General features: G+C 36.1%; 20 protein-coding genes and 1 riboswitch. Of the genes, 4 read left to right on the top strand and 16 right to left on the bottom strand.

Features of this window, described 5'->3' with window-relative positions:
* Positions 1-16 precede the first annotated feature (16 nt).
* From JFU24_RS21470 to JFU24_RS21450, 5 genes are all read right to left on the bottom strand, one after another.
* Positions 17-1,180 carry a UxaA family hydrolase gene (locus tag JFU24_RS21470; protein ID WP_201250437.1) on the bottom strand — a complete coding sequence of 388 codons (1,164 nt, stop codon included), beginning with the start codon at positions 1,178-1,180 and terminating at the stop codon, positions 17-19.
* On the bottom strand, positions 1,177-1,506 hold the full coding sequence (locus JFU24_RS21465; protein ID WP_053347607.1) for a UxaA family hydrolase: 330 nt from the start codon (positions 1,504-1,506) through the stop codon (positions 1,177-1,179). The genes JFU24_RS21470 and JFU24_RS21465 overlap by 4 nt, the downstream gene beginning before the upstream one ends.
* Positions 1,499-2,353: an amidohydrolase family protein gene (locus tag JFU24_RS21460; protein ID WP_201250436.1), complete on the bottom strand. Its 855-nt coding sequence runs from the start codon at positions 2,351-2,353 to the stop codon at positions 1,499-1,501. The genes JFU24_RS21465 and JFU24_RS21460 overlap by 8 nt, the downstream gene beginning before the upstream one ends.
* A 283-nt stretch (positions 2,354-2,636) precedes the next feature.
* A complete protein-coding gene (locus tag JFU24_RS21455) occupies positions 2,637-3,131 on the bottom strand; it encodes a VOC family protein (RefSeq protein WP_201186597.1) in 495 nt (164 codons plus the stop codon).
* A 310-nt stretch (positions 3,132-3,441) separates the two neighbouring features.
* Positions 3,442-3,960: a DinB family protein gene (locus tag JFU24_RS21450; protein WP_201186599.1), complete on the bottom strand. Its 519-nt coding sequence runs from the start codon at positions 3,958-3,960 to the stop codon at positions 3,442-3,444.
* Between the two features lie 236 nt (positions 3,961-4,196).
* Positions 4,197-4,283: riboswitch (cyclic di-GMP riboswitch) on the top strand.
* Between the two features lie 18 nt (positions 4,284-4,301).
* Between JFU24_RS21450 and JFU24_RS30425 the strand changes: the two genes are divergently transcribed.
* Positions 4,302-4,430, top strand: a complete 129-nt coding sequence (locus tag JFU24_RS30425) for an anti-repressor SinI family protein (RefSeq protein ID WP_242485378.1) — start codon at positions 4,302-4,304, stop codon at positions 4,428-4,430.
* A gap of 301 nt (positions 4,431-4,731) precedes the next feature.
* The gene (locus JFU24_RS21445; protein WP_201250435.1) at positions 4,732-5,124 is read left to right on the top strand and encodes a YybH family protein; all 393 of its coding nucleotides are present in this window, start codon (positions 4,732-4,734) and stop codon (positions 5,122-5,124) included.
* A 103-nt stretch (positions 5,125-5,227) separates the two neighbouring features.
* Here the strand turns inward: JFU24_RS21445 and JFU24_RS21440 are convergent, their stop codons facing one another.
* From JFU24_RS21440 to JFU24_RS21415, 5 genes are all read right to left on the bottom strand, one after another.
* Positions 5,228-6,244: a LacI family DNA-binding transcriptional regulator gene (locus JFU24_RS21440; protein WP_201186601.1), complete on the bottom strand. Its 1,017-nt coding sequence runs from the start codon at positions 6,242-6,244 to the stop codon at positions 5,228-5,230.
* 157 nt (positions 6,245-6,401) lie between these two features.
* Positions 6,402-6,818, bottom strand: coding sequence for a VOC family protein (locus tag JFU24_RS21435; RefSeq protein ID WP_201186602.1), 417 nt, complete (start codon positions 6,816-6,818; stop codon positions 6,402-6,404).
* A gap of 462 nt (positions 6,819-7,280) precedes the next feature.
* Positions 7,281-8,501: an NO-inducible flavohemoprotein gene (gene hmpA, locus JFU24_RS21425; protein ID WP_201250434.1), complete on the bottom strand. Its 1,221-nt coding sequence runs from the start codon at positions 8,499-8,501 to the stop codon at positions 7,281-7,283.
* Between the two features lie 320 nt (positions 8,502-8,821).
* Positions 8,822-9,805, bottom strand: a complete 984-nt coding sequence (locus JFU24_RS21420) for a ketoacyl-ACP synthase III (RefSeq protein WP_201250433.1) — start codon at positions 9,803-9,805, stop codon at positions 8,822-8,824.
* 216 nt (positions 9,806-10,021) lie between these two features.
* The gene (locus JFU24_RS21415; RefSeq protein ID WP_201250432.1) at positions 10,022-10,525 is read right to left on the bottom strand and encodes a DinB family protein; all 504 of its coding nucleotides are present in this window, start codon (positions 10,523-10,525) and stop codon (positions 10,022-10,024) included.
* Between the two features lie 177 nt (positions 10,526-10,702).
* Here JFU24_RS21415 and JFU24_RS30840 point away from each other — a divergent pair, with 177 nt between their 5' ends.
* Entirely contained in the window at positions 10,703-10,828 is a 126-nt protein-coding gene (locus tag JFU24_RS30840; RefSeq protein WP_255263999.1) for a hypothetical protein, read from the top strand.
* A 241-nt stretch (positions 10,829-11,069) separates the two neighbouring features.
* Here the strand turns inward: JFU24_RS30840 and JFU24_RS21410 are convergent, their stop codons facing one another.
* Both JFU24_RS21410 and JFU24_RS21405 read right to left on the bottom strand, forming a co-directional pair.
* Positions 11,070-11,276, bottom strand: coding sequence for a DUF6980 family protein (locus JFU24_RS21410; RefSeq protein ID WP_201223129.1), 207 nt, complete (start codon positions 11,274-11,276; stop codon positions 11,070-11,072).
* A gap of 177 nt (positions 11,277-11,453) precedes the next feature.
* On the bottom strand, positions 11,454-11,993 hold the full coding sequence (locus JFU24_RS21405; RefSeq protein WP_201223127.1) for a hypothetical protein: 540 nt from the start codon (positions 11,991-11,993) through the stop codon (positions 11,454-11,456).
* Between the two features lie 369 nt (positions 11,994-12,362).
* Here JFU24_RS21405 and brnQ point away from each other — a divergent pair, with 369 nt between their 5' ends.
* Positions 12,363-13,697: a branched-chain amino acid transport system II carrier protein gene (gene brnQ / locus JFU24_RS21400; RefSeq protein WP_201223126.1), complete on the top strand. Its 1,335-nt coding sequence runs from the start codon at positions 12,363-12,365 to the stop codon at positions 13,695-13,697.
* A 226-nt stretch (positions 13,698-13,923) separates the two neighbouring features.
* Here brnQ and JFU24_RS21395 read toward each other — a convergent pair whose 3' ends face one another.
* The 4 genes from JFU24_RS21395 to fabZ all read right to left on the bottom strand — a co-directional run bounded on the left by JFU24_RS21395 (position 13,924) and on the right by fabZ (position 18,667).
* The gene (locus JFU24_RS21395) at positions 13,924-15,318 is read right to left on the bottom strand and encodes an amino acid permease (protein WP_201223125.1); all 1,395 of its coding nucleotides are present in this window, start codon (positions 15,316-15,318) and stop codon (positions 13,924-13,926) included.
* 206 nt (positions 15,319-15,524) lie between these two features.
* Entirely contained in the window at positions 15,525-16,484 is a 960-nt protein-coding gene (locus JFU24_RS21390; RefSeq protein WP_201250431.1) for an L-threonine 3-dehydrogenase, read from the bottom strand.
* 43 nt (positions 16,485-16,527) lie between these two features.
* Positions 16,528-17,718 carry a glycine C-acetyltransferase gene (locus JFU24_RS21385; protein ID WP_098177981.1) on the bottom strand — a complete coding sequence of 397 codons (1,191 nt, stop codon included), beginning with the start codon at positions 17,716-17,718 and terminating at the stop codon, positions 16,528-16,530.
* Positions 17,719-18,241: 523 nt separating this feature from the next.
* On the bottom strand, positions 18,242-18,667 hold the full coding sequence (fabZ, locus tag JFU24_RS21380) for a 3-hydroxyacyl-ACP dehydratase FabZ (protein ID WP_201250430.1): 426 nt from the start codon (positions 18,665-18,667) through the stop codon (positions 18,242-18,244).
* Positions 18,668-18,831: the final 164 nt, after the last annotated feature.

The following is an 18,831-nucleotide window of genomic DNA, read 5'->3' as shown; positions in this document are numbered from 1 at the left end:
CTTCTCCTATTTGTTTCTACAGGCTGATGCTGATTCGGCTGATACTAAATTCTTGATGGCCTAAAATTTCAGCTTTTGTCAGCTCACCTTGTGCTGTTTTAAGAACCGTTTCGAAAATACGATTTCCTGCTTCTTCTGTTGTTTCTTTCCCTTTCATTACAGGACTTGTATCTATATCAATGTTATCGATCATTTTGATGGCAGTATGTTCATTTCCCGTTATTTTGATGACCGGAATAATTGGGTTTCCAGTCGGCGTCCCTCTTCCTGTCGTAAAGCAGACCATATGAACACCAGCAGCAGCCATACCCGATACACACTCGATATCATTCCCTGGTGAATCCATGAAGTAATAGCCGTTCCCTGGAATTTCTTCTGCAAAAGATAATACATCGTTCAAGGGAGCAGTACCTGCTTTACTTATACAGCCAAGAGATTTTTCTTCGATAGTAGACAGGCCTCCCTCTATATTGCCTGGGCTTGGATTTCCGCCACGCATATCTGCCCCAATGCGTTCTACTTCTTTTTCAAATTTATTCACATAGGCATATAGCTTATTTGCCACTTCTTCGCTCACAGCTTTTTGAGCGACAATATGTTCAGCCCCGATAATTTCAGTTGTTTCACCCATTACAATGGTTCCGCCCTGATTTAAGAGCTGATCAGCTGTTTTTCCTAAAGCGGGATTGCTGCACAGACCAGATGTAGCATCGGAACCGCCGCATTTCACACCTAGTATTAATTCTGAAATAGGAACATCTACTTGTGGCACTTTTTCAATTTCCTTGAATAAGCTTTTTGCCAATTCAGACCCTTTTTGAATAGCTTTTACCGTTCCGCCTGCATCTTGGATATCAAGCCACTCAACAGGTTTTCCTGTTTCTTCTTCAATTTCTTGTTTCAAAACTTTGGCATCAATAACCTCACAGCCTAAGCTAATTAAAAGAACTGCACCAACATTTGGGTTTTTCCCCATTCCTCCAAGAAGTCTGTGTGTACGTTCCTTGTCATCACCAATCTGGCTGCAGCCATGCTGATGCGGAATAGCTACAGAGTCTGGTACAGCTTGCTGGATTCTATTGGCTACGTGATTTGCACAAATGACAGTCGGGATAATTAACAGATGATTACGTATTCCAAATTTCCCGTTTGAACGACGGTACCCTTTTATCATGCTCATCGTTGTTTCTCCCCTTCCGCCTTATCTCCTCTTCCTCTGATTCCTTCAATATTATGTACATGGACATGTTCACCAGGCTCGATATCAATTGTCGCTGCACCGATTACTTCTCCATATTTGATAACCGTTGCTAATTTTTCAATCGGTTTAATTGCGATTTTATGTCCAAATGGAATCGATTGCTTGGCTGTCAATACCGCTTTTTGGCCATTGATGACGTATAGTAATGTTTCTTCTTCTTCTACATCTTTCAAAAGAGTCGCTACATTATCTTGATCAGACATAACGATGCTCGTTACGTCCTGTTCATAGCCTACCTTACTCATGGCTATCTCCCCTTTCTTTTAATTTGTAAAAGGCTTTCGCATTATTAGAAAATATTTTATCCATTTCCTTATCGGATAAATTTTCCGGTAAATTTCTTTTAATAATCTGCAGTGCGTCATCATAGCTTCCAGCTGATAAACATACAGGCCAATCGCTGCCGAAAAGCAAACGGGATGGACCAAATGTTTGCACAATATGATGAATATATGGCTCAAAATCTTCAGTTTTCCAAATAGCTGGATTCGCTTGCGTCATTAAACCCGACATTTTGCACCAAACATTCGGAAACAGTGATAAAGAGTACATATCCTCTTTCCACTCGCTTAAATCCCCTTTAGTAATATTCGGTTTAGCCATATGATCTATTACTGTCATTAAGTTCGGAAGCGTTTTCAATAAAGTTAAAATCGATGAAATGTGCTTATTATTAATTAATAAATCTAATGGAAGATTATATCTAATAAGCCATTTTAAATTTTCTATCACTTGCTCTTGTAATATCCAATCACTATTTTCTAAATCCTGGAGCATTGGACGCAAACCAACAATTCCCGGTCGTTTCATTAACGAATCTAGTTGCTTCGGAAAAGCTGGAGAAGATAAGTCTATCCAGCCAACTACACCATAAATCCAGTCATACCGTTCATACAATGATAAAAGAAATAAAGTCTCTTCATATGTAGGAGCAGCTTGGATAAGAACAGTTCCAGCAATACCCTGTTTTTCTAATAAGGGATCTAAATCTTCTGGAAGATAATCTTGATAGAGGACTCCCATATCTTTTGAAAGCCAAGAATAGTCAGCTCGGTCAATCTTCCAAAAATGCTGATGAGCATCAATAATCATTTTGACCTCCTCTTGTTACTAGAATGTTACCGGTAACATTAAAATAACAACAATATTTTAAATTGTCAATAAATTAATTGCAACAATATCAAAATAAGGATTTGTTAAACAACACTGTTAATATTTAGAGATAAGAAAAAGGACCTATAGCGAGGATAGTTCAGTGGAACAATCTAAAAAAACCTGTATACATTTATACAGGTTTTTAATCAAGCTTTTTATTAAATGGTCTTGTAAAGTGACAACAAAGAAATTCATTTTTAATACCTCAAACAATGTAATCTTATCCCTCATACGCTTGCTTTAATGTTTTGATGTCAATTTTTTTCATTTGGAGCATTGCATTCATAACTCTTGCTGATTTTTCTGGATCGTGGTCGCTTAGCATCTCAGTTAGGGCCGTAGGAATAATTTGCCACGAAACACCATACTTATCTTTCAGCCAACCGCACACTTGTGCCTTCTCGTCTCCGCCTTCGGAGAGTTTGTCCCAAAAATAGTCCAATTCTGCTTGTGACTCGCAATTGACTATAAATGATATTGCCTCTGTAAATTTGAATTGCGGACCGCCATTTAATGCTACGAATTCCTGGCCCTCCAGTTGGAATTCCACGGTCATTACTGTTCCTTCTAATATCCCGTGGATTTCATGCCCCTCTTTTCCATAGTGAGTGATTCTTCCAATCTTGGAATTTTTAAAGATAGAAGCGTAAAATTTAGCCGCCTCTTCTGCTTGTGTATCAAACCACAAGTTTGTTGTGATTTTTCTTATACCCATTTTAAAGCACCTCCATATATTCTCTAAGTCTTAACAAAAAAGGATGTTTTTATTTCCGCTAAGTCTAAAGCTGAAGTTGCAGTTATCTTAGAGTTATCCGTTATTCAAGAATATGGTCCCATTCAAAAAGGGCACCTTCTTTTTTTCATAAAGGCGCCCTTTAATGGAATAACTACACCACTTGAAATAGCTGGTAATGCGGAATAATGTGCTAATGTTCATAAACAAGCCACCGCTTAGTGGGTTTGATAATTAACTGGAGCCAATCAGTTAGTTAAAGATGGATAAAAAGTTCCCACTCTTTAACATCTTAATCATTCCGTAATTTGCTTAGCAATTGGAAAATCTGCCCCCTATGATGTGATTCATGTTCAATCAAATGGTACACAACCCACTCAGGTGTGACGTCATATTGTTCAAGAACCCTCGGTTTACGCCAATCTGTTAGATCCATTGAACGAAAGTGGGAAAGAAACACTTCACGTACCTTATTAAGTCGGTTAACATGTTCTTCTACAGTTTGTCCCTCAATATGGGTTAAAGAGCCCTCCTCAGAACGGCATTCTAACGGAAACAACGAGCGTATTTCAGAATCCCATTCAGTAACAAGAACCTCTTCATATAACCAATCTGCCTCGACCAATGCAATGTGATATAACAGCGAGCCAATCGTTTGTCTTTCATCCATTTTTGTATCAAGGATCCCTTGGCTGATTCCAGTTAATTCTGTTAAAAGAGTACGGCGAACATCTTCTAAACACCATAGCCATCCGCCAATTTCTTCTTCATATTCTGGAAATCGAGATACCAGTAAAGCTCTTCTCTCCAAACTGATCATCCTCCTCTTAATCAAAGTCTTACATTCTATTAAAAATGGATGGTTCCTTCTTTAATACAAAAAATCATATTAAATATAATAGTTTTATTTCCCATTAAATATCTTTATTGTCATTCAACAGGTCTCCCAATCGAATTAACAATTTGTTTTTAAAGAATAATAATTACATTTCTACAATTTACGACAACATTAGCACTATCTAGATAGTAATATATAACTATAATAAAATGAGAAAACGGCAAACTAATCGAAAGGTTAGGACGCAAAGCTAACAGGTCTAAGGTCAGATTGACTATGATAGCTGGGCTACCTCTTCAACGGAGGAATAGGTAATGTTACTTCAGACAAATGACAGAGTAAAAGAATTAGATACAGAATGGATTGAACTCATTCAAATGGCTATCAATGTAGAAATACCGTTAGAGGAAATTAGGGGATTTTTATTAGAAGGTAGACAATAGGCCTATGCTTGCTGCCTGACACATTTTTTACACATTAACGCCTTTTTTCTATTTCTTTACTTTATCAAAATAGAAAAGCTAATAATTCACCTTTAGCTGTAATAACTAGGATGGTTTGCTACGGTAATTATTTTCATTGCTACCCTATAGGCAGATTGCCCTTCAAAAATGGCTTTATAGTAATGAAGTTGATTTTTCTTATTTGGCCAAGAGAAGGATTCCTCAACAAGACAGTCGAATATTCTTCACTAAGGGGTAAATTGGAATCCCTATAAATTACCTATCGGATAGGAGGGCAAATATGCAAACTCATGAGTTAGAACTAGTAATAAAGAATGCAGACCGAGCAATAAATAACGAGGATTTCGATCAATTAATGGATTTCTATTCAGAGGATGCTACATTAGTTGTAAAACCTGGAACGTTAGCTAAAGGCAAAGAAGAAATACGTCGGGCATTCGTTGCTATCGCTGATTATTTTAATCATAGTTTAATTGTTAATCAAGAACAGATGGCAATAATTGAAACAGGTGATACGGCATTAGTTGTAGCAAAAGCCCTACTGAGTGCCAATCAAAAGACTGATTCGGCATTCTCAATGGAAAGAATGGCTACCTATGTTTTTAAAAAGGATTCTACAGGTACCTGGCGTTGCATAATTGATAATTCTTACGGTGCTGAATTACTTGAATAATTCATGTTCAGATATTTGAATGAATAGAAAAGGCTCACCTTCTATTAGGTTATTAGGTGGTTTTTTCATATGTGCTAATCTCCGCAGCAGAGAAAAACTCCTATTATTTTATAGGAGTTCCAGATGATTTTCTGATTACCAATTCAGGCTTTAAATTTATTGTGCGATAATCAGCTGGACCGACTTCATCTACTCTTTCAATCACTAATTGTGTTCCTAAATATCCGAAGTCATAAGCAGGCTGCGAAGATACAGTCAAAAAAGGATCAAAGTCTGAAAATAATTCTAAATCGTCAAAGCAAACGACGGCAATGTCTTCTGGAACTTTAATCTTTTTTTCTCGTAAACTTTTAATAATTTTAATGGCAATGAAGTTATTCGCTGCAAAAATCGCTGTTGGACGATCAGCAGGAGAAACATTAACCAAATGAGCGATTCCATTCCATCGCTTTTCTTGTTTATAATGAGTCTCTACTAGGAAAGCGGGATCTATCTTTAAATCATTAATTTTTAACGTTTCAATATACGCCTGATACCGCTCTTTCGAAGTGGAAATCGTAAGTGGGCCATGAACCATTGCTATTCTTTGATGACCATAATCAATTAAATGCTGAAGAAGCAATTTTGTCCCTTCATAGTTATCTCCAAGCACTCTATCACACGAAACATCTTCAATTTGCCTATCTATTAATGTAAATGGGATTCTGTTTTTAATAAGTTTCTTTAAGTTTTTGGTCGATTGATCACCTGTAGGAGCAATAATTACGCCATCTACCCTTTTAGAAATTAATGCATTGATATACTCACTTTCTTTTTCGTAGTTTTCATCTGTATTACATAAAATAAGCTGATATCCCATTTGATTAGCCTTATCCGCAGCGCCTCTTGCAACCTTTGTAAAAAAGGGGTTAGTGATGTCAGTTATGATTAATGAAAGTAACTTGGTTTTTTTAATATTCAAACTTTGAGCAGCTGAATTTGGTATATAGTTTAACTCTTTTATAACAGCTTCTACTTTTTCTCTAGTCTTTTCACTGATATTTCCTTTATTATTAATAACTCTCGATACAGTCATCGGTGAAACATTTGCTTTTTTTGCAATATCGTAAATTGTCGTCACTTTTTGTACCCGCCTTTACATTTTCCCTTATATTGTATCATAAGTATAAATTGTTATTTTATACTTTAACAAGCAGGCAATCATGTTGACTCAGGTACGACACTGAACTTCAAAAAAAGACACAGTCCTTAGTGAAGGATTGTGTCTTGAAATAGATTTAATTTTGATTAAATCCGCTTTCATCCATGTAAAATATCTCCCAAAGATGTCCATCTATATCCTGAAAACTCCAACCGTACATGAACCCATGATCAATGGCTTCATTAAAAGGCTTTCCACCAGCATCCAGGGCTTTATTCACGATCTCATCCACTTCTTCCTTACTTTTAACCGATAATGCCACAATAGCTTCCGTACTTTTTGCTGAATCCGGGATTTCTCTCTTGGTAAACGTTTTAAAGTAATCTTCAACCAATAACATGACATATATAGATTCACTGATAACCACACACGTTGCATTTTCATTGGTCATTTGCTCGTTAAACTCAAAGCCAACTTTTGTGAAAAATTCTATTGAGGCATTCAAATCTTTAACAGGCAAGTTAACAAAGATCTTTTCCGCTTGAACTCCCATCAAATTCACCCTCACTCGTTTATTTTATGTTCATTACCCTACTATTCGTTGCTTTTTTCGATAATCCTGCTCGCAACAAAAAAAGGAGATACCGCAGTACCTCTCATCCTAATGTAATATGTACAACAAAGGTTTTTCAAGAACCGTTGGCGAACGCTAATCCTTTCTCAGAAAGAGCACGACGAATTTGCTCCGATGCCTTAGCTCCCATACCATGTAGCTGCAAGACCTCTGCTTCACTTAGCTTAGTAAACTGCTCAAGTTACAAGTACCCACCTCCAGCGAGTGCTCGTTGTGCAGGTTTAGCTAATCCTGTCGGGAGATCGCTTTCGTTATTCTTCATAATCCTTTCTCCTTCTTGTGTTAGTAATAAATAGTATTTCAAGACTTCCCTTTCTTCTTATTAGCCATGAAAAAAGGACCTTCAATCAAAGATCCTTTTTATTCACAAATTTAATTTACTTATTTTTCTCCTAAAATAGCGAGTGGACTAAATACTTCATAATGAATATGGTCTTTCGATACACTCCATTTACTTAGGGCCTCATTGATTGCTTCCATAAAAGGAATAGGTCCGCAGAAATAAAATTTAGCTTCTTTTGATGGAACGATAGATTGCAGGAAGTCTAAACCCACGTATCCTTCTTTATCAAAATGGCCAGAGGTCCGATCGGCTTCTGTTGGTGCACCATAGACGACAATTGATTTTATATGTTGATGATCATTCACAATTTGTTGCAGATGCTCTTTAAAAGCATGTGTTTGGCTGTTGCTTGTTGCATGGATAAACGTAACCTGACGTTGTGGTTGCTTTTCTATAATGGTATTTAACATGCTAAGCAATGGTGTAATTCCAATACCGCCACTAATTAGAACGACAGGTAAATCTGTGTTATCAAGTTCGAAGTCACCTGCAGGAGCAGAAAATTGCAGCGTATCTCCAACTTGCAGCTGTCTATGTAAATAGTTTGATACAATTCCAGATGGAGCATCCCCATGGGCATCTTCACGTTTAACACTGATTCGGTAGTAATCCTTACCAGGTGAATCCGAAAGACTGTAATGGCGTATATGCGTATATTTCTCCCCAGGAATTTCCGCCATTAGTGTTAGGTATTGGCCAGCATGATAGGAAGCAATGGGTTTTCCGTCTGTAGGCTTTAGGTAAAAGGAGGTTACCGCATCACTTTCTTTTATCTTTTTATCGATATTGAAACTTCGGTATCCTTCCCATCCACCAGGCTGATGTTCTGTTTCCTCATAGAGGTTTTTTTCAATATCAATAAAGGCATCTGCAATATAGCCATATGCCTTTCCCCATGCCTCTATGATTTCATCTGTGGCTATGTCACCCAACACATCTTTAACTGCTTGAAGCAACGTTTCACCTACAACCGGATACTGTTCAGGCTTTACCCCTATGGCACGATGTTTCTCAGTAACTCTTTTAATTACAGGTTTTATCGCTTCAAGGTTCGTAATATGTTCACCTGCAGCATAGACAGCATACCCCAAGGCCTCCTGTTGAATTCCTCTTTTTTGGTTGGTTTGGTTAAAAAGGTTATACAAATCAGGCGCTTTTGAAAATAGTAATTCATAAAATCTCTTTCCTATTGGTTTACTATGTTCCTTGAGAACAGGTGCTGTTGACTGAACGATTTCTATGGTCTTAGCATCAAGCATGTTAAAATGTCCTCCTCAAATTCCAGGGATACTACTGTAAATAGCATTCCCACTAAATATAAGAGTAAACATGATATTTTGGCCACATTCAACTTATCACTAACCAACCCAAACTTCTTACTAAAGGCGTTCTTCCGCCCATTTGGAGATTTTGAAATTCCCTTAAGATAATTCAAAGACACCATACCTAATAGTACGATGTCTTTGTTTAGTATCCTTGTTAAATTAAACGGGCTCCATTAGCTCAATAAGAAAATAAACTGCTGATCAGTAGCTCTTGATTTTTAAGTAAAGCATCGGTTAGTTGAAGAAAAAAAGCGTTATAGAGTCCAATTGATGAGCAATCCTGCTTGTGCTAATCCACCACCGAAACCATATAATAAAATCTTCTCACCATTACTGAGCTTTCCTTCACTTACTCCTTTATCTAAAGCTAATGGTATTGATGCTGAGGAAGTATTTCCATACTCCACTAAGCTATATAATGTACGCTCAATTGGAAAACCACTTCTATCACATATTGACTCAATCATTCTTAAATTTGCACTATGCGGAACAAACCAATCAACATCATTCAAATGAAATTCAGTATTTTTCATCACAGTTTGCATTCCTTTTGGAACAGTAGTAACAGCCCATTTATAAACCTCGCGTCCATTTTGTACAAGGTTACCACTATTATTTAAGTCTTCACCATTTATACGTGTCGATAGGTTTGTACTATATAAATGTTTTCCGCCTGCTCCTTCCGAATATAAATGTGAAGAAATAAAACTTGGTTGTTGTTCATCATATTCTACAAGAACTGCCCCTCCACCATCTCCAAATAAAATACAAGTGGCTCGATCTTCATAGTCCATAAGTTTAGATAAAGTATCAGCTCCAATAACAAGAACTTTCTTGTTTAAACCAGATGTTACTAATCCATTAGCTACATGCAACCCATAAGTAAATCCTGCACAAGCAGCGTTTAAATCAATAGCTCCAGTATTCTTAATACCTAGCTTTGCTTGGACTAAAGAAGCTACACTTGGTGTGTTGAAATCAGGTGAAAAGGTACAGACAATAATCATATCAACATCTTCGACTGATTTATCATACCGTTCCATTAAATCCTTTACAGCTTTATAACTTATATCACTAGTAAACTCTTCTTCATGTGAAATTCTTCGTTCTTTAATACCAGTACGTTTAACAATCCATTCATCATTGGTTTCAATCATTTTTTCTAAGTCCTTATTTGTTAACCTTTTCTCTGGAACATAAGAACCTATCGCAGTAATACGTGCTTTGGATTTGAACATAAAATAGCCACCTCGTGTTATGAATTGCATCAATTTTATAACTGATATTAATACCTGGTACTAATTATAAAGTAAAAAAAATCTTATGCAACTACCCTTAACCTTTAGCCCCATAAGAAAAAGAGTTGCCCATGCAACCCCCTTATTGAAGTAGAGCACTCGTTAGTGAAAGAACTTTTCCAATTAAAAAGGATTTTGTGCTTGAGCTACTCTGTTCTAATTGGAATATAGGTAAAGTCCAAAATCTTGCATAACAGAGGTGTGCCCCATTTGACGCAACATGGTAGCTATATTGCCACGGTGATATGATCCGTGAGTAACAACGTGTAGTACCGATTCAGAAATAGAAGTTTCAAGCAACCCAGCATATGGATTATCTACCACAATCAATTTTTCAAAATCTTTTTGACTGTTCAGAAGTGCTTTGTTTCGCTCAGATAAGTCTAGAAATATTTTTTTCATTTCCTCAATACTTTTCGTTTCCACCTCTTTTCTTAATTGATCCGTAGACCCCATTGCTTCATTCATACTTTTACCTGAGATTATGTCAAACCATGCGTAATCTGTGAGATAAATGTGAGACAACACCTTTGATACTGAAGAAAAACCACTTTGAATTTCCTGATGATAAATTTCCTGTGGAAGTTCTTTTAAACGATCAATTATAACTCCATTTGCCCACACGTGGTAGTTGTACATTTTTAATACGGGTTGTGTCATATTAATTCCCCTCCATTTTCATAAGTTATTTCGTGTTAAACAATTGATGCCTAAATGATAAATAATTTTCCGGTAAATCCTTTAAGGGAATTATCCCCAACTACTCCTCTTATAGCGAATCATCGAATAATACTCATAAGTTTGTACAAAATACTTATGTTCAAAGGAGGTGTTTATATGCCTAATCTAAATGATAATAAATTCAAAAAAATTCAATCTGAAAGTCAAAAGCAAGGAAAATCACAAGAAGAATATGCTGCAGAACTTGAAATGAACAAATTGAAAAGTCAAAAAAGGAAGTAACCACACCAAATAATGATCATTGGCAGGAAGTTGTTTCCTGCCTTTAATTTACGCTTTTATTGGAATTTTTCTTCCAGCGTTTAAAACTCCAGTATTTATTAAACTCCCTCAGTTTAATACGATAATGCTCACGAATACTCGTTAATTCACAGGTTTCAAACCATTTGGAATAGGATTTATAAACGAACCCTGCTCTGTTATTCAAGTAGAGCACCAACTAATCAACAAGGGTTTCAACTGATTATTTTCCTTCTAATAACTTTTTACCACACCACGGGCAAAACAAAATTTCGACAGATGATGAACCACCATCGTGAATTATCAACCCGTACTCATTATCTTTTTCATAATAGATTACAAGTTTATCTGGACATTCAAATGGGTTTTCGTGTATTTCACATTTGAAATTCGCGTGATATGCCATATCATCACAGCAATGTTTTTTCATTCGATTTCTCCTTAGGTAATCCTCACTTAGTTTGTTTTTTATATTATATTATCAAACTTTATTCAACAAACCGCCCTGTTTGTTACATAAGTAAAAGTGCATTTCATCATATCTCTTTAAAGAATGATTACACCCGTTAGTTGAAGTAAGTCGTATGTTTATTTTATATATCCCACTTTACTTATCCCATTCCTTTAAAAGCTCTTGGTCGATTTCTTCAATGATTTCTTCAGCACCATCTTTTTTTACTACCTTTACTTCTATATCTTTGACATCACTGATGGCATACCAAAACCTTTTATCACCTTCGACCTTGATGATTTTCGCTGGTTCATCACCTGCATATATTTCAGAAATAGAATTATCACTAATTGCTCCTGAATAAATGTATGAAACTTGGTTCATTGAAGACCATTTAACAGGTGTATTCCATTCTGCTCCTCTTGTTTGTTTCCATTCCCATTTATCATTTTCTTTTTCAAAGTAAGCAATAAATATTTGTTCCCCTTGTGCATTATTTTCTTTAAATACTGCAATGGCATCATCTTCATGCAACACATTCATTTGCTTATGAACGAGCGAATAAGAATAATCCTTTTCCCCTAAGTGCATTTCATCTATCGATTTGTGAAAGAAATCTTCAAATGTTTGTTCTTTTGAACAACCAATTAAAAATGCTATACAAATTAAAAACGAAAAAAATATCTTTATTTTCAATCTTATCCCCCTTTGAAATCGTTCTCTTTATTCTATTTTAACATCAGTTCCTAATACATTCTCTCGCTCAAACTTTCGATATCCATCTAGAAAATCAAGCAAATTACCTCCTATTTTAAATGTTTTATTACTATTGGAAAAAAATTATGCCGCTCTCGGTTATAAAATACTGCCAACTAATTCCTAAATGGAATCAACGTAGACTATCTAGTCAATAGGGTATATAATAAAAATTAAATTTTATATTGAAATATTAAAATTATCTGGTTATAATACGATACGTTCTTATTAATTTTGTTCGTGTTTAATTTTTAGAAAATTTAATATTTTTTAAAAATAGTAAAATTTAGTTATCATGGAGGTTTTAATTTGTCTAATAAAGTACCATCTTCATTTATAGTAGTGATTGGTTTCATGTTATTCGCGCTATTCTTTGGGGCAGGAAATTTAATTTTCCCGCCGATGCTTGGTCAATCAGCAGGAATGAATATCTGGACTGCTAATGCTGGTTTTTTAGTAACAGGGGTTGGATTACCGTTACTAGGTGTGTTGGCACTTGGTTTTTCTGGAAAAGATGATTTACAATCATTAGCAAGCCGCGTACATCCTGTGTTTGGGATTGTATTCACAACCGTTCTTTACTTAGCAATCGGTCCATTATTCGCAATGCCTAGAACAGGAAACGTTTCTTTTGAGATAGGTGTAAAACCATTCTTACCCGAAAATGCTGGGCCGCTTCCTTTACTTATTTTCACCATCATCTTTTTTACGATTTCGTGCCTTCTTTCGCTCAATCCTGCGAAATTTGTCGAAATTGTGGGGAAAATTTTAACCCCCATCAAGTTAACGTTCATCGGAATCCTAGTAGTAGTAGCTTTCGTTAATCCAATTGGGGATTTTCAAGCACCTGCCAAAAACTATACGGTTCAACCATTTTTCAATGGGTTTAGAGAAGGCTATTTAACAATGGACACTCTTGCATCTTTTGTTTTTGGTATCATCATCATTAATGCCATTAAAGAAAAAGGTGCTAAAACAAAAAAACAAATAATGATCGTTTGTGGAAAAGCGACTGCAATTGCTGCCGTTATCCTTGCTACCTTTTATACAGCCCTCTCTTACATGGGTGCTTCAAGTGTTGAGAAATTTGGACACTTGGATAATGGAGGCATTGTCTTAGCAAAAGTCTCGGATTACTACTTTGGAGCATATGGTGGGCTGTTATTGGGATTAATGATCACAGTAGCTTGTATAACGACGAGCGTAGGACTCATTACATCTTGCTCGACGTACTTCCATAAACTGTTTCCAAAGGTACCTTACAAAACAATTGCTATTAGTTTATCGATTTTTAGTGCAATAGTTGCCAATATTGGACTAACACAGTTAATTGCAATTTCTGTACCTGTAATGACAGCTATTTATCCATTAGCTATTGTATTGATTTTCCTAACATTCCTTCATTCTTTATTTAAAGGGAAGGCTGAAGTTTATCAAGGTAGCTTACTTTTAACTTTTATTGTTAGTTTATTTGATGGATTAAATGGAGCCGGTATACACATTTCATCCATTAATAATTTCTTTAATGCAATTCTTCCTTTGTACGAGGTAGGACTAGGGTGGATTATTCCAGCTATTGTTGGAGGATTCATAGGGTATGCCGCTAGCATATTGAAATTCCGTCTTAATCATCAAGTAGATTAATTAAATAAATAATGTATTTTAAAAAGCAGTCTAGGATTAATGCCTAGACTGCTTTTTTATGAATATGGATATAACCATTGATCTCAAATTGGTCGACCACTTTGCCTTGTTTACATCTTTTATCTTTACTCTTATAGAACTAACCTACGCATTTCATTTCAAAAAAAAGGGCTGCCGTAGCAACCCTGGTTTTGAAGTAAATCAATAATTTAAAATCCAAAGTGAATTAGAGGTTAGCCACTTTATCATCTGTCTGAGCAGCCTCTACTGGTATACGTTTGTCTATTCCAAAAGCGTAATAACTAATTACAACGATACCTAGAAAACCAATTCCTACAATAAGCGATATACGTGTTTCATCATTAAACCACATTCCGATTAATACCATAATTAAGAAAGCTATGGTCAAGTAGTTTGTAACAGGTGCAAAAGGCATTTTGAATGGATGATTGACCATTTCAGCACTTTTTACTTTTCTAAATTGAATTTGACTAATCAGAATGACAAACCACGGAATCATACCAGGAAGTACACTGGCACTGTATACATGCACAAATAAATTTTCTGGTGCAACATAACTTAAAACAACACCAATTGCTAACCCAACAATCACACCGAACGTACCGAATAAAGGGACACCACTATTAGATACTTTCGCAAAGAATTTTGGCGCTTGTCCATTTATTCCCAAAGTATAAAGCATACGTCCTGCACTGTAGATACCACTATTGCAGCCTGACATTGCAGCTGTGATTACGACAAAATTAATAATTCCAGCTGCTGCTGTAATACCAACTTTCGCAAAGGTTGCAACAAATGGGCTACCAATTGAACTTAGCTGATCCCACGGGTAAACGGTTACAATAATAAAAATCGCACCGATATAGAAAATTAAAATACGCCAAATGGTACTTTGAATCGCTTTAGTTATCGTGTTTTGCGGATCTTTCGCTTCCCCAGCTGTAATCCCGATTAGTTCTACACCTTGATACGCTGCAACAACTAGTGAAAGAGCAAAGAAGAACCCTTTCCAACCGCCTGTAAATAAACCACCATGTTCCCATAGATTTGATAACCCTATCGCTTCTCCTCCGTTACCAATTCCAAAGAAAATAAGTCCAAATCCTGCAACAATCATTAATATAATTGTTACGATTTTAATCAGTGCAAACCAAAATTCAATTTCACCAAAGGATTTAACAGAAATTAAGTTCGCTGCTCCAAGAATCACCATTGCGATTAACCCTGGAATCCAAGCAGGAAGATCCGGGTACCAATACTGCATGTACGTCCCAACTGCAATAATTTCAGCCATCCCAACAATAACCCACTGGAACCAGTTACTCCATGCAGTCATATACCCTGCTAATGGATGAATATACTTATAACCAAATGTTGCAAATGAACCCGTACTTGGCTCTAAATACAACATTTCCCCCATGGCACGCATAATCAAAAATATAAAAATCCCTGAGATTGCATAAGCTAACATTACGGACGGACCTGTCCATTTGATTGCGCTGGCTGAACCCATAAATAAACCAACACCAATTGTACCGCCCAAAGCAATCATCTGAATATGACGACCTTTCAACTCCCTGTTCAAATCTTTGTTGGCCATTCCAATTCCCCCTACACTACTAATAGTCGAAATTTGATGCACGGCATATCGACCGATTGTTTAATTTTATACGCCAATAGAAAGCGCTTACTTTTTAATGGCTGTAAAAAGTGCATCACATAACGTTTAAAAAAAATTCAAAACATCTGAATATAGTAACTCGAATAAAAGAGTTTTACAACTCTTTTATTCGGCTAGTAGCTTATTTATGCGGTAACTAAAAGTGACTTTAATCTCAGCTTTATCAGCATATCCCTCGTCATTTTCTCCAAATCATATTCCGCCTTAAATCCCCACTCTTCCTTTGCACAAGTTGAATCTATTGTATTAGGCCAACTGTCGGCAATAGATTGTCTTGCAGGATCGACCTCATAATTCATGACAAATTCCGGAATATGCCTTTTAATCTCGGCTGCAATTTGCTCCGGATCAAAGCTCATAGCAGACACATTGAAAGAATTCCGATGTTTTAATTTTGAGGCATCTGCCTCCATTAATGTAATGATGGCAGCTAAAGCGTCAGGCATATACATCATATCCATATACGTTCCCTCAGCAATGTAAGAAGTATATCTCTTATTTTTAATCGCTTCATAGAAAATTTCAACTGCATAGTCGGTTGTGCCACCGCCAGGAGGTGTAACATACGAAATCAGTCCCGGGAATCGAAGACCTCTCGTATCAACCCCAAATTTATGATGATAATAATCACATAATAACTCTCCGGATACTTTATTCACTCCGTACATCGTATTCGGTCGTTGAATGATGTCTTGTGGAGTCAAATCTTTAGGCGTGGTTGGACCAAACGCGCCAATAGAACTAGGTGTAAATAATTGGCAATCAAGTTCTCGTGCCGCTTCCAAAGCATTAACCAATCCGCCCATGTTTAAATGCCAAGCTAAAAGAGGCTTCTTTTCAGCTGTTGCTGACAATAATGCAGCTAAATGAATAATCGTATCCACTTCATGTTTTTTTGCCATATTAAACATCGCTTTTTCATCTGTAACATCTAAAATCTCAAATGGACCTGATTGGGCAACATCGCTCTCCGTTTTTCGAATATCTGTTGCAATGACATTGTCAAATCCATAAATCTCTCTCATTTTCAGCGTTAGTTCTGAACCAATTTGACCTAAAGCCCCTGTTACTAAGATCTTTTTCATCAAAAATCCCTCCCCTTTTCACTCTGCAGCAAGCAATTCCTTATTAAATAATCGACATCTCTTTTCCTACTTTTTCATAAATGGCTAATGCACGATCCAGCATCTCTTTTGTATGAGCAGCTGTCGGCATATTCCGCACTCTTCCTGTTCCCTTTGCAACGGTAGGAAACACGATAGATTTAGCATACACACCTTCTTCATTCAGCCTCTTACTGAATTGCTGTGTTTTTGCTTCATCTCCTATTATGCAAGGTGTAATCGGTGTTTCGCTCTCTCCAATATCAAACCCTAATTCTTTTAGGCCCTTTTTCAAGTAATTGCTGTTTTCCCACAGCTTATTTTGAAGATCTGAGCTATTCATCAAAATATCAATGGCTTCTATACAAGCTGCAACTGCTCCTGGTGTGACAGCCGTTGAAAATAAAAACGGACGGCTTCTCACTTTTAACCAATCAATTAAATCTTTCTTTCCTGCTACATAGCCTCCTACAACACCAATGGCTTTGGATAATGTTCCAATCTGGAAATCCACCTTATCCGATAACCCAAAATGTTTTACTGTTCCTGCACCATTACCTAATACACCCGAACCATGCGCATCATCAACATACGTAATTAAATCAAACTCTTCGGCAATCTCCACAATTTCAGGAAGCTTGGCAATATCCCCATCCATCGAGAAAACTCCATCGGTAATGATCATGACTTTGTTATACAATCCGGACTCCTTTGCTTGACGTGCTTTTGTCCGTAAATCGTCCATGTCGGAATGTTTAAAGGGAATGATCTTTGCTTTAGATAATCGACATCCATCAATGATAGAAGCATGATTCAGTTCATCTGAAAGAATGGCATCATGTTTATCCATCACTCCTGAAATCGCTGCCATATTACAATTAAATCCAGACTGGTAAGCAATGGCTGCTTCTGTATGTTTAAATTCGGCAAGCTTTTCTTCTAATTTGACATGAATATCTAACGTTCCGTTGATCGTACGAACCGCACCGGATCCGACCCCATATTTTTTCGTTGCTTCAATGCATGCCTCTATTAATCTCTGATCTGTTGCTAAACCTAAATAGTTATTGGATGATAAATTAATTAACTCTCTGCCTGCAATGGTAATTACCGGACCATTTGGACCTTCTACCGGATCAATAACGTTGTAAAGTCCCTTTTCTTTTAAATCTTCCAAATTTTCATTCAAAAATTGATTTAATATTTCACTAGACATTTCATATACCCCCTTATTGATGGTTGGAATAAATGCAGGATTTTTTTATGATTTACCTCTATTCTCAAACATTGCATTTAAGAATATTGAATTTTACTCATTTTCATGAAAATACATGTGTCCTCTCCAAAAATACATGAAGAAGTAACCGAAATCCTTTTGTACTAATAGTTATAAGAATCATAATAATAGAAAAAATTATAGTTGTCCATATTGTGTGGACAAAAAATTTTGGAATTTTTGTAGCTTTGTAATAAATCCCGCTCAAAAATACGTTTAAATTGTAGAAAATACGAAGAGAATTCCATCATTAATTTCGAAGTTAAACATAGTGATAGATGTGAAAAATGAATACTAAAGGCAGTTTTCTTGTTTATTAAAGTGAACTTCGAAAGAGCCCTTATCAGTACGTGTGTCATCGCCTATGAAATATGTTTTTAAAAAAAGAGTTGACATGAAATTTGTACCCTTCTTAAACAAAAAAAGCTTCCAGAAGGAAACTTTTACCAAAATTTAATAACTTTTAATCACCAAATGCAAATATTATTTCTGTTTCGCAAACTAATTCCCCATCAACTGTAGCTATACCTTTGCCTTTCCCAATAGGACCTTTTAATCGCGTGATTTCAACTTCAAGAAAGAGTTGGTCCCCTGGTTTTACTTGCTGTTTAAAACGACATTTATCTATACCTGCTAAAAGCCCTAATCGTCCTTGGTTTCCTTCTTTAGTTAACATCACAACTGCACTTACTTGAGCTAATGCCTCTACAATTAATACACCTGGCATAACTGGATAATTGGGGAAGTGCCCGTTAAAAAAATCCTCATTTGCTGTAACATTTTTTATACCAACTGCTCTTTTTCCTTCTTCTAATTCCAAAATCCTATCCACTAAAAGAAATGGATAACGATGTCTAATTACTTCCTTAATTTTTTGAATATCTAACATCATTAAGGCCCCCATAACAATAATAATATTTTATTACTAACTATTCATTTAATTCTATCATCTGGTATTAATAGTTGGTACTAAAAATGATCCTTCTTCAACCTATACTTCCCTTTAATCCATAAGAAAAGGAGCTGCTGATCAGCTCCTAATAATGAAGTAAA

The sequence above is a fragment of the Peribacillus sp. TH27 genome (genome assembly GCF_016650915.1).
GTDB classification, from domain to species: Bacteria; Bacillota; Bacilli; order Bacillales; family DSM-1321; genus Peribacillus; species Peribacillus butanolivorans.
The sequence above is the reverse complement of the archived record's forward strand: the minus strand, read 5'-3'. Positions and strand labels throughout refer to the sequence as shown.

Bases quoted from the DNA above. Each gene is read 5' to 3' on its own strand.
- JFU24_RS21470 (WP_201250437.1), bottom strand. From the start codon at position 1,180: ATGAGCATGATAAAAGGGTACCGTCGTTCAAACGGGAAATTTGGAATA.
- JFU24_RS21465 (WP_053347607.1), bottom strand. From the start codon at position 1,506: ATGAGTAAGGTAGGCTATGAACAGGACGTAACGAGCATCGTTATGTCT.
- JFU24_RS21460 (WP_201250436.1), bottom strand. From the start codon at position 2,353: ATGATTATTGATGCTCATCAGCATTTTTGGAAGATTGACCGAGCTGAC.
- JFU24_RS21455 (WP_201186597.1), bottom strand. From the start codon at position 3,131: ATGGGTATAAGAAAAATCACAACAAACTTGTGGTTTGATACACAAGCA.
- JFU24_RS30425 (WP_242485378.1), top strand. From the start codon at position 4,302: ATGTTACTTCAGACAAATGACAGAGTAAAAGAATTAGATACAGAATGG.
- JFU24_RS21445 (WP_201250435.1), top strand. From the start codon at position 4,732: ATGCAAACTCATGAGTTAGAACTAGTAATAAAGAATGCAGACCGAGCA.
- JFU24_RS21435 (WP_201186602.1), bottom strand. From the start codon at position 6,818: ATGGGAGTTCAAGCGGAAAAGATCTTTGTTAACTTGCCTGTTAAAGAT.
- hmpA (WP_201250434.1), bottom strand. From the start codon at position 8,501: ATGCTTGATGCTAAGACCATAGAAATCGTTCAGTCAACAGCACCTGTT.
- JFU24_RS21420 (WP_201250433.1), bottom strand. From the start codon at position 9,805: ATGTTCAAATCCAAAGCACGTATTACTGCGATAGGTTCTTATGTTCCA.
- JFU24_RS21415 (WP_201250432.1), bottom strand. From the start codon at position 10,525: ATGACACAACCCGTATTAAAAATGTACAACTACCACGTGTGGGCAAAT.
- JFU24_RS30840 (WP_255263999.1), top strand. From the start codon at position 10,703: ATGCCTAATCTAAATGATAATAAATTCAAAAAAATTCAATCTGAAAGT.
- JFU24_RS21410 (WP_201223129.1), bottom strand. From the start codon at position 11,276: ATGAAAAAACATTGCTGTGATGATATGGCATATCACGCGAATTTCAAA.
- JFU24_RS21395 (WP_201223125.1), bottom strand. From the start codon at position 15,318: ATGGCCAACAAAGATTTGAACAGGGAGTTGAAAGGTCGTCATATTCAG.
- JFU24_RS21390 (WP_201250431.1), bottom strand. From the start codon at position 16,484: ATGAAAAAGATCTTAGTAACAGGGGCTTTAGGTCAAATTGGTTCAGAA.
- JFU24_RS21385 (WP_098177981.1), bottom strand. From the start codon at position 17,718: ATGTCTAGTGAAATATTAAATCAATTTTTGAATGAAAATTTGGAAGAT.
- fabZ (WP_201250430.1), bottom strand. From the start codon at position 18,667: ATGTTAGATATTCAAAAAATTAAGGAAGTAATTAGACATCGTTATCCA.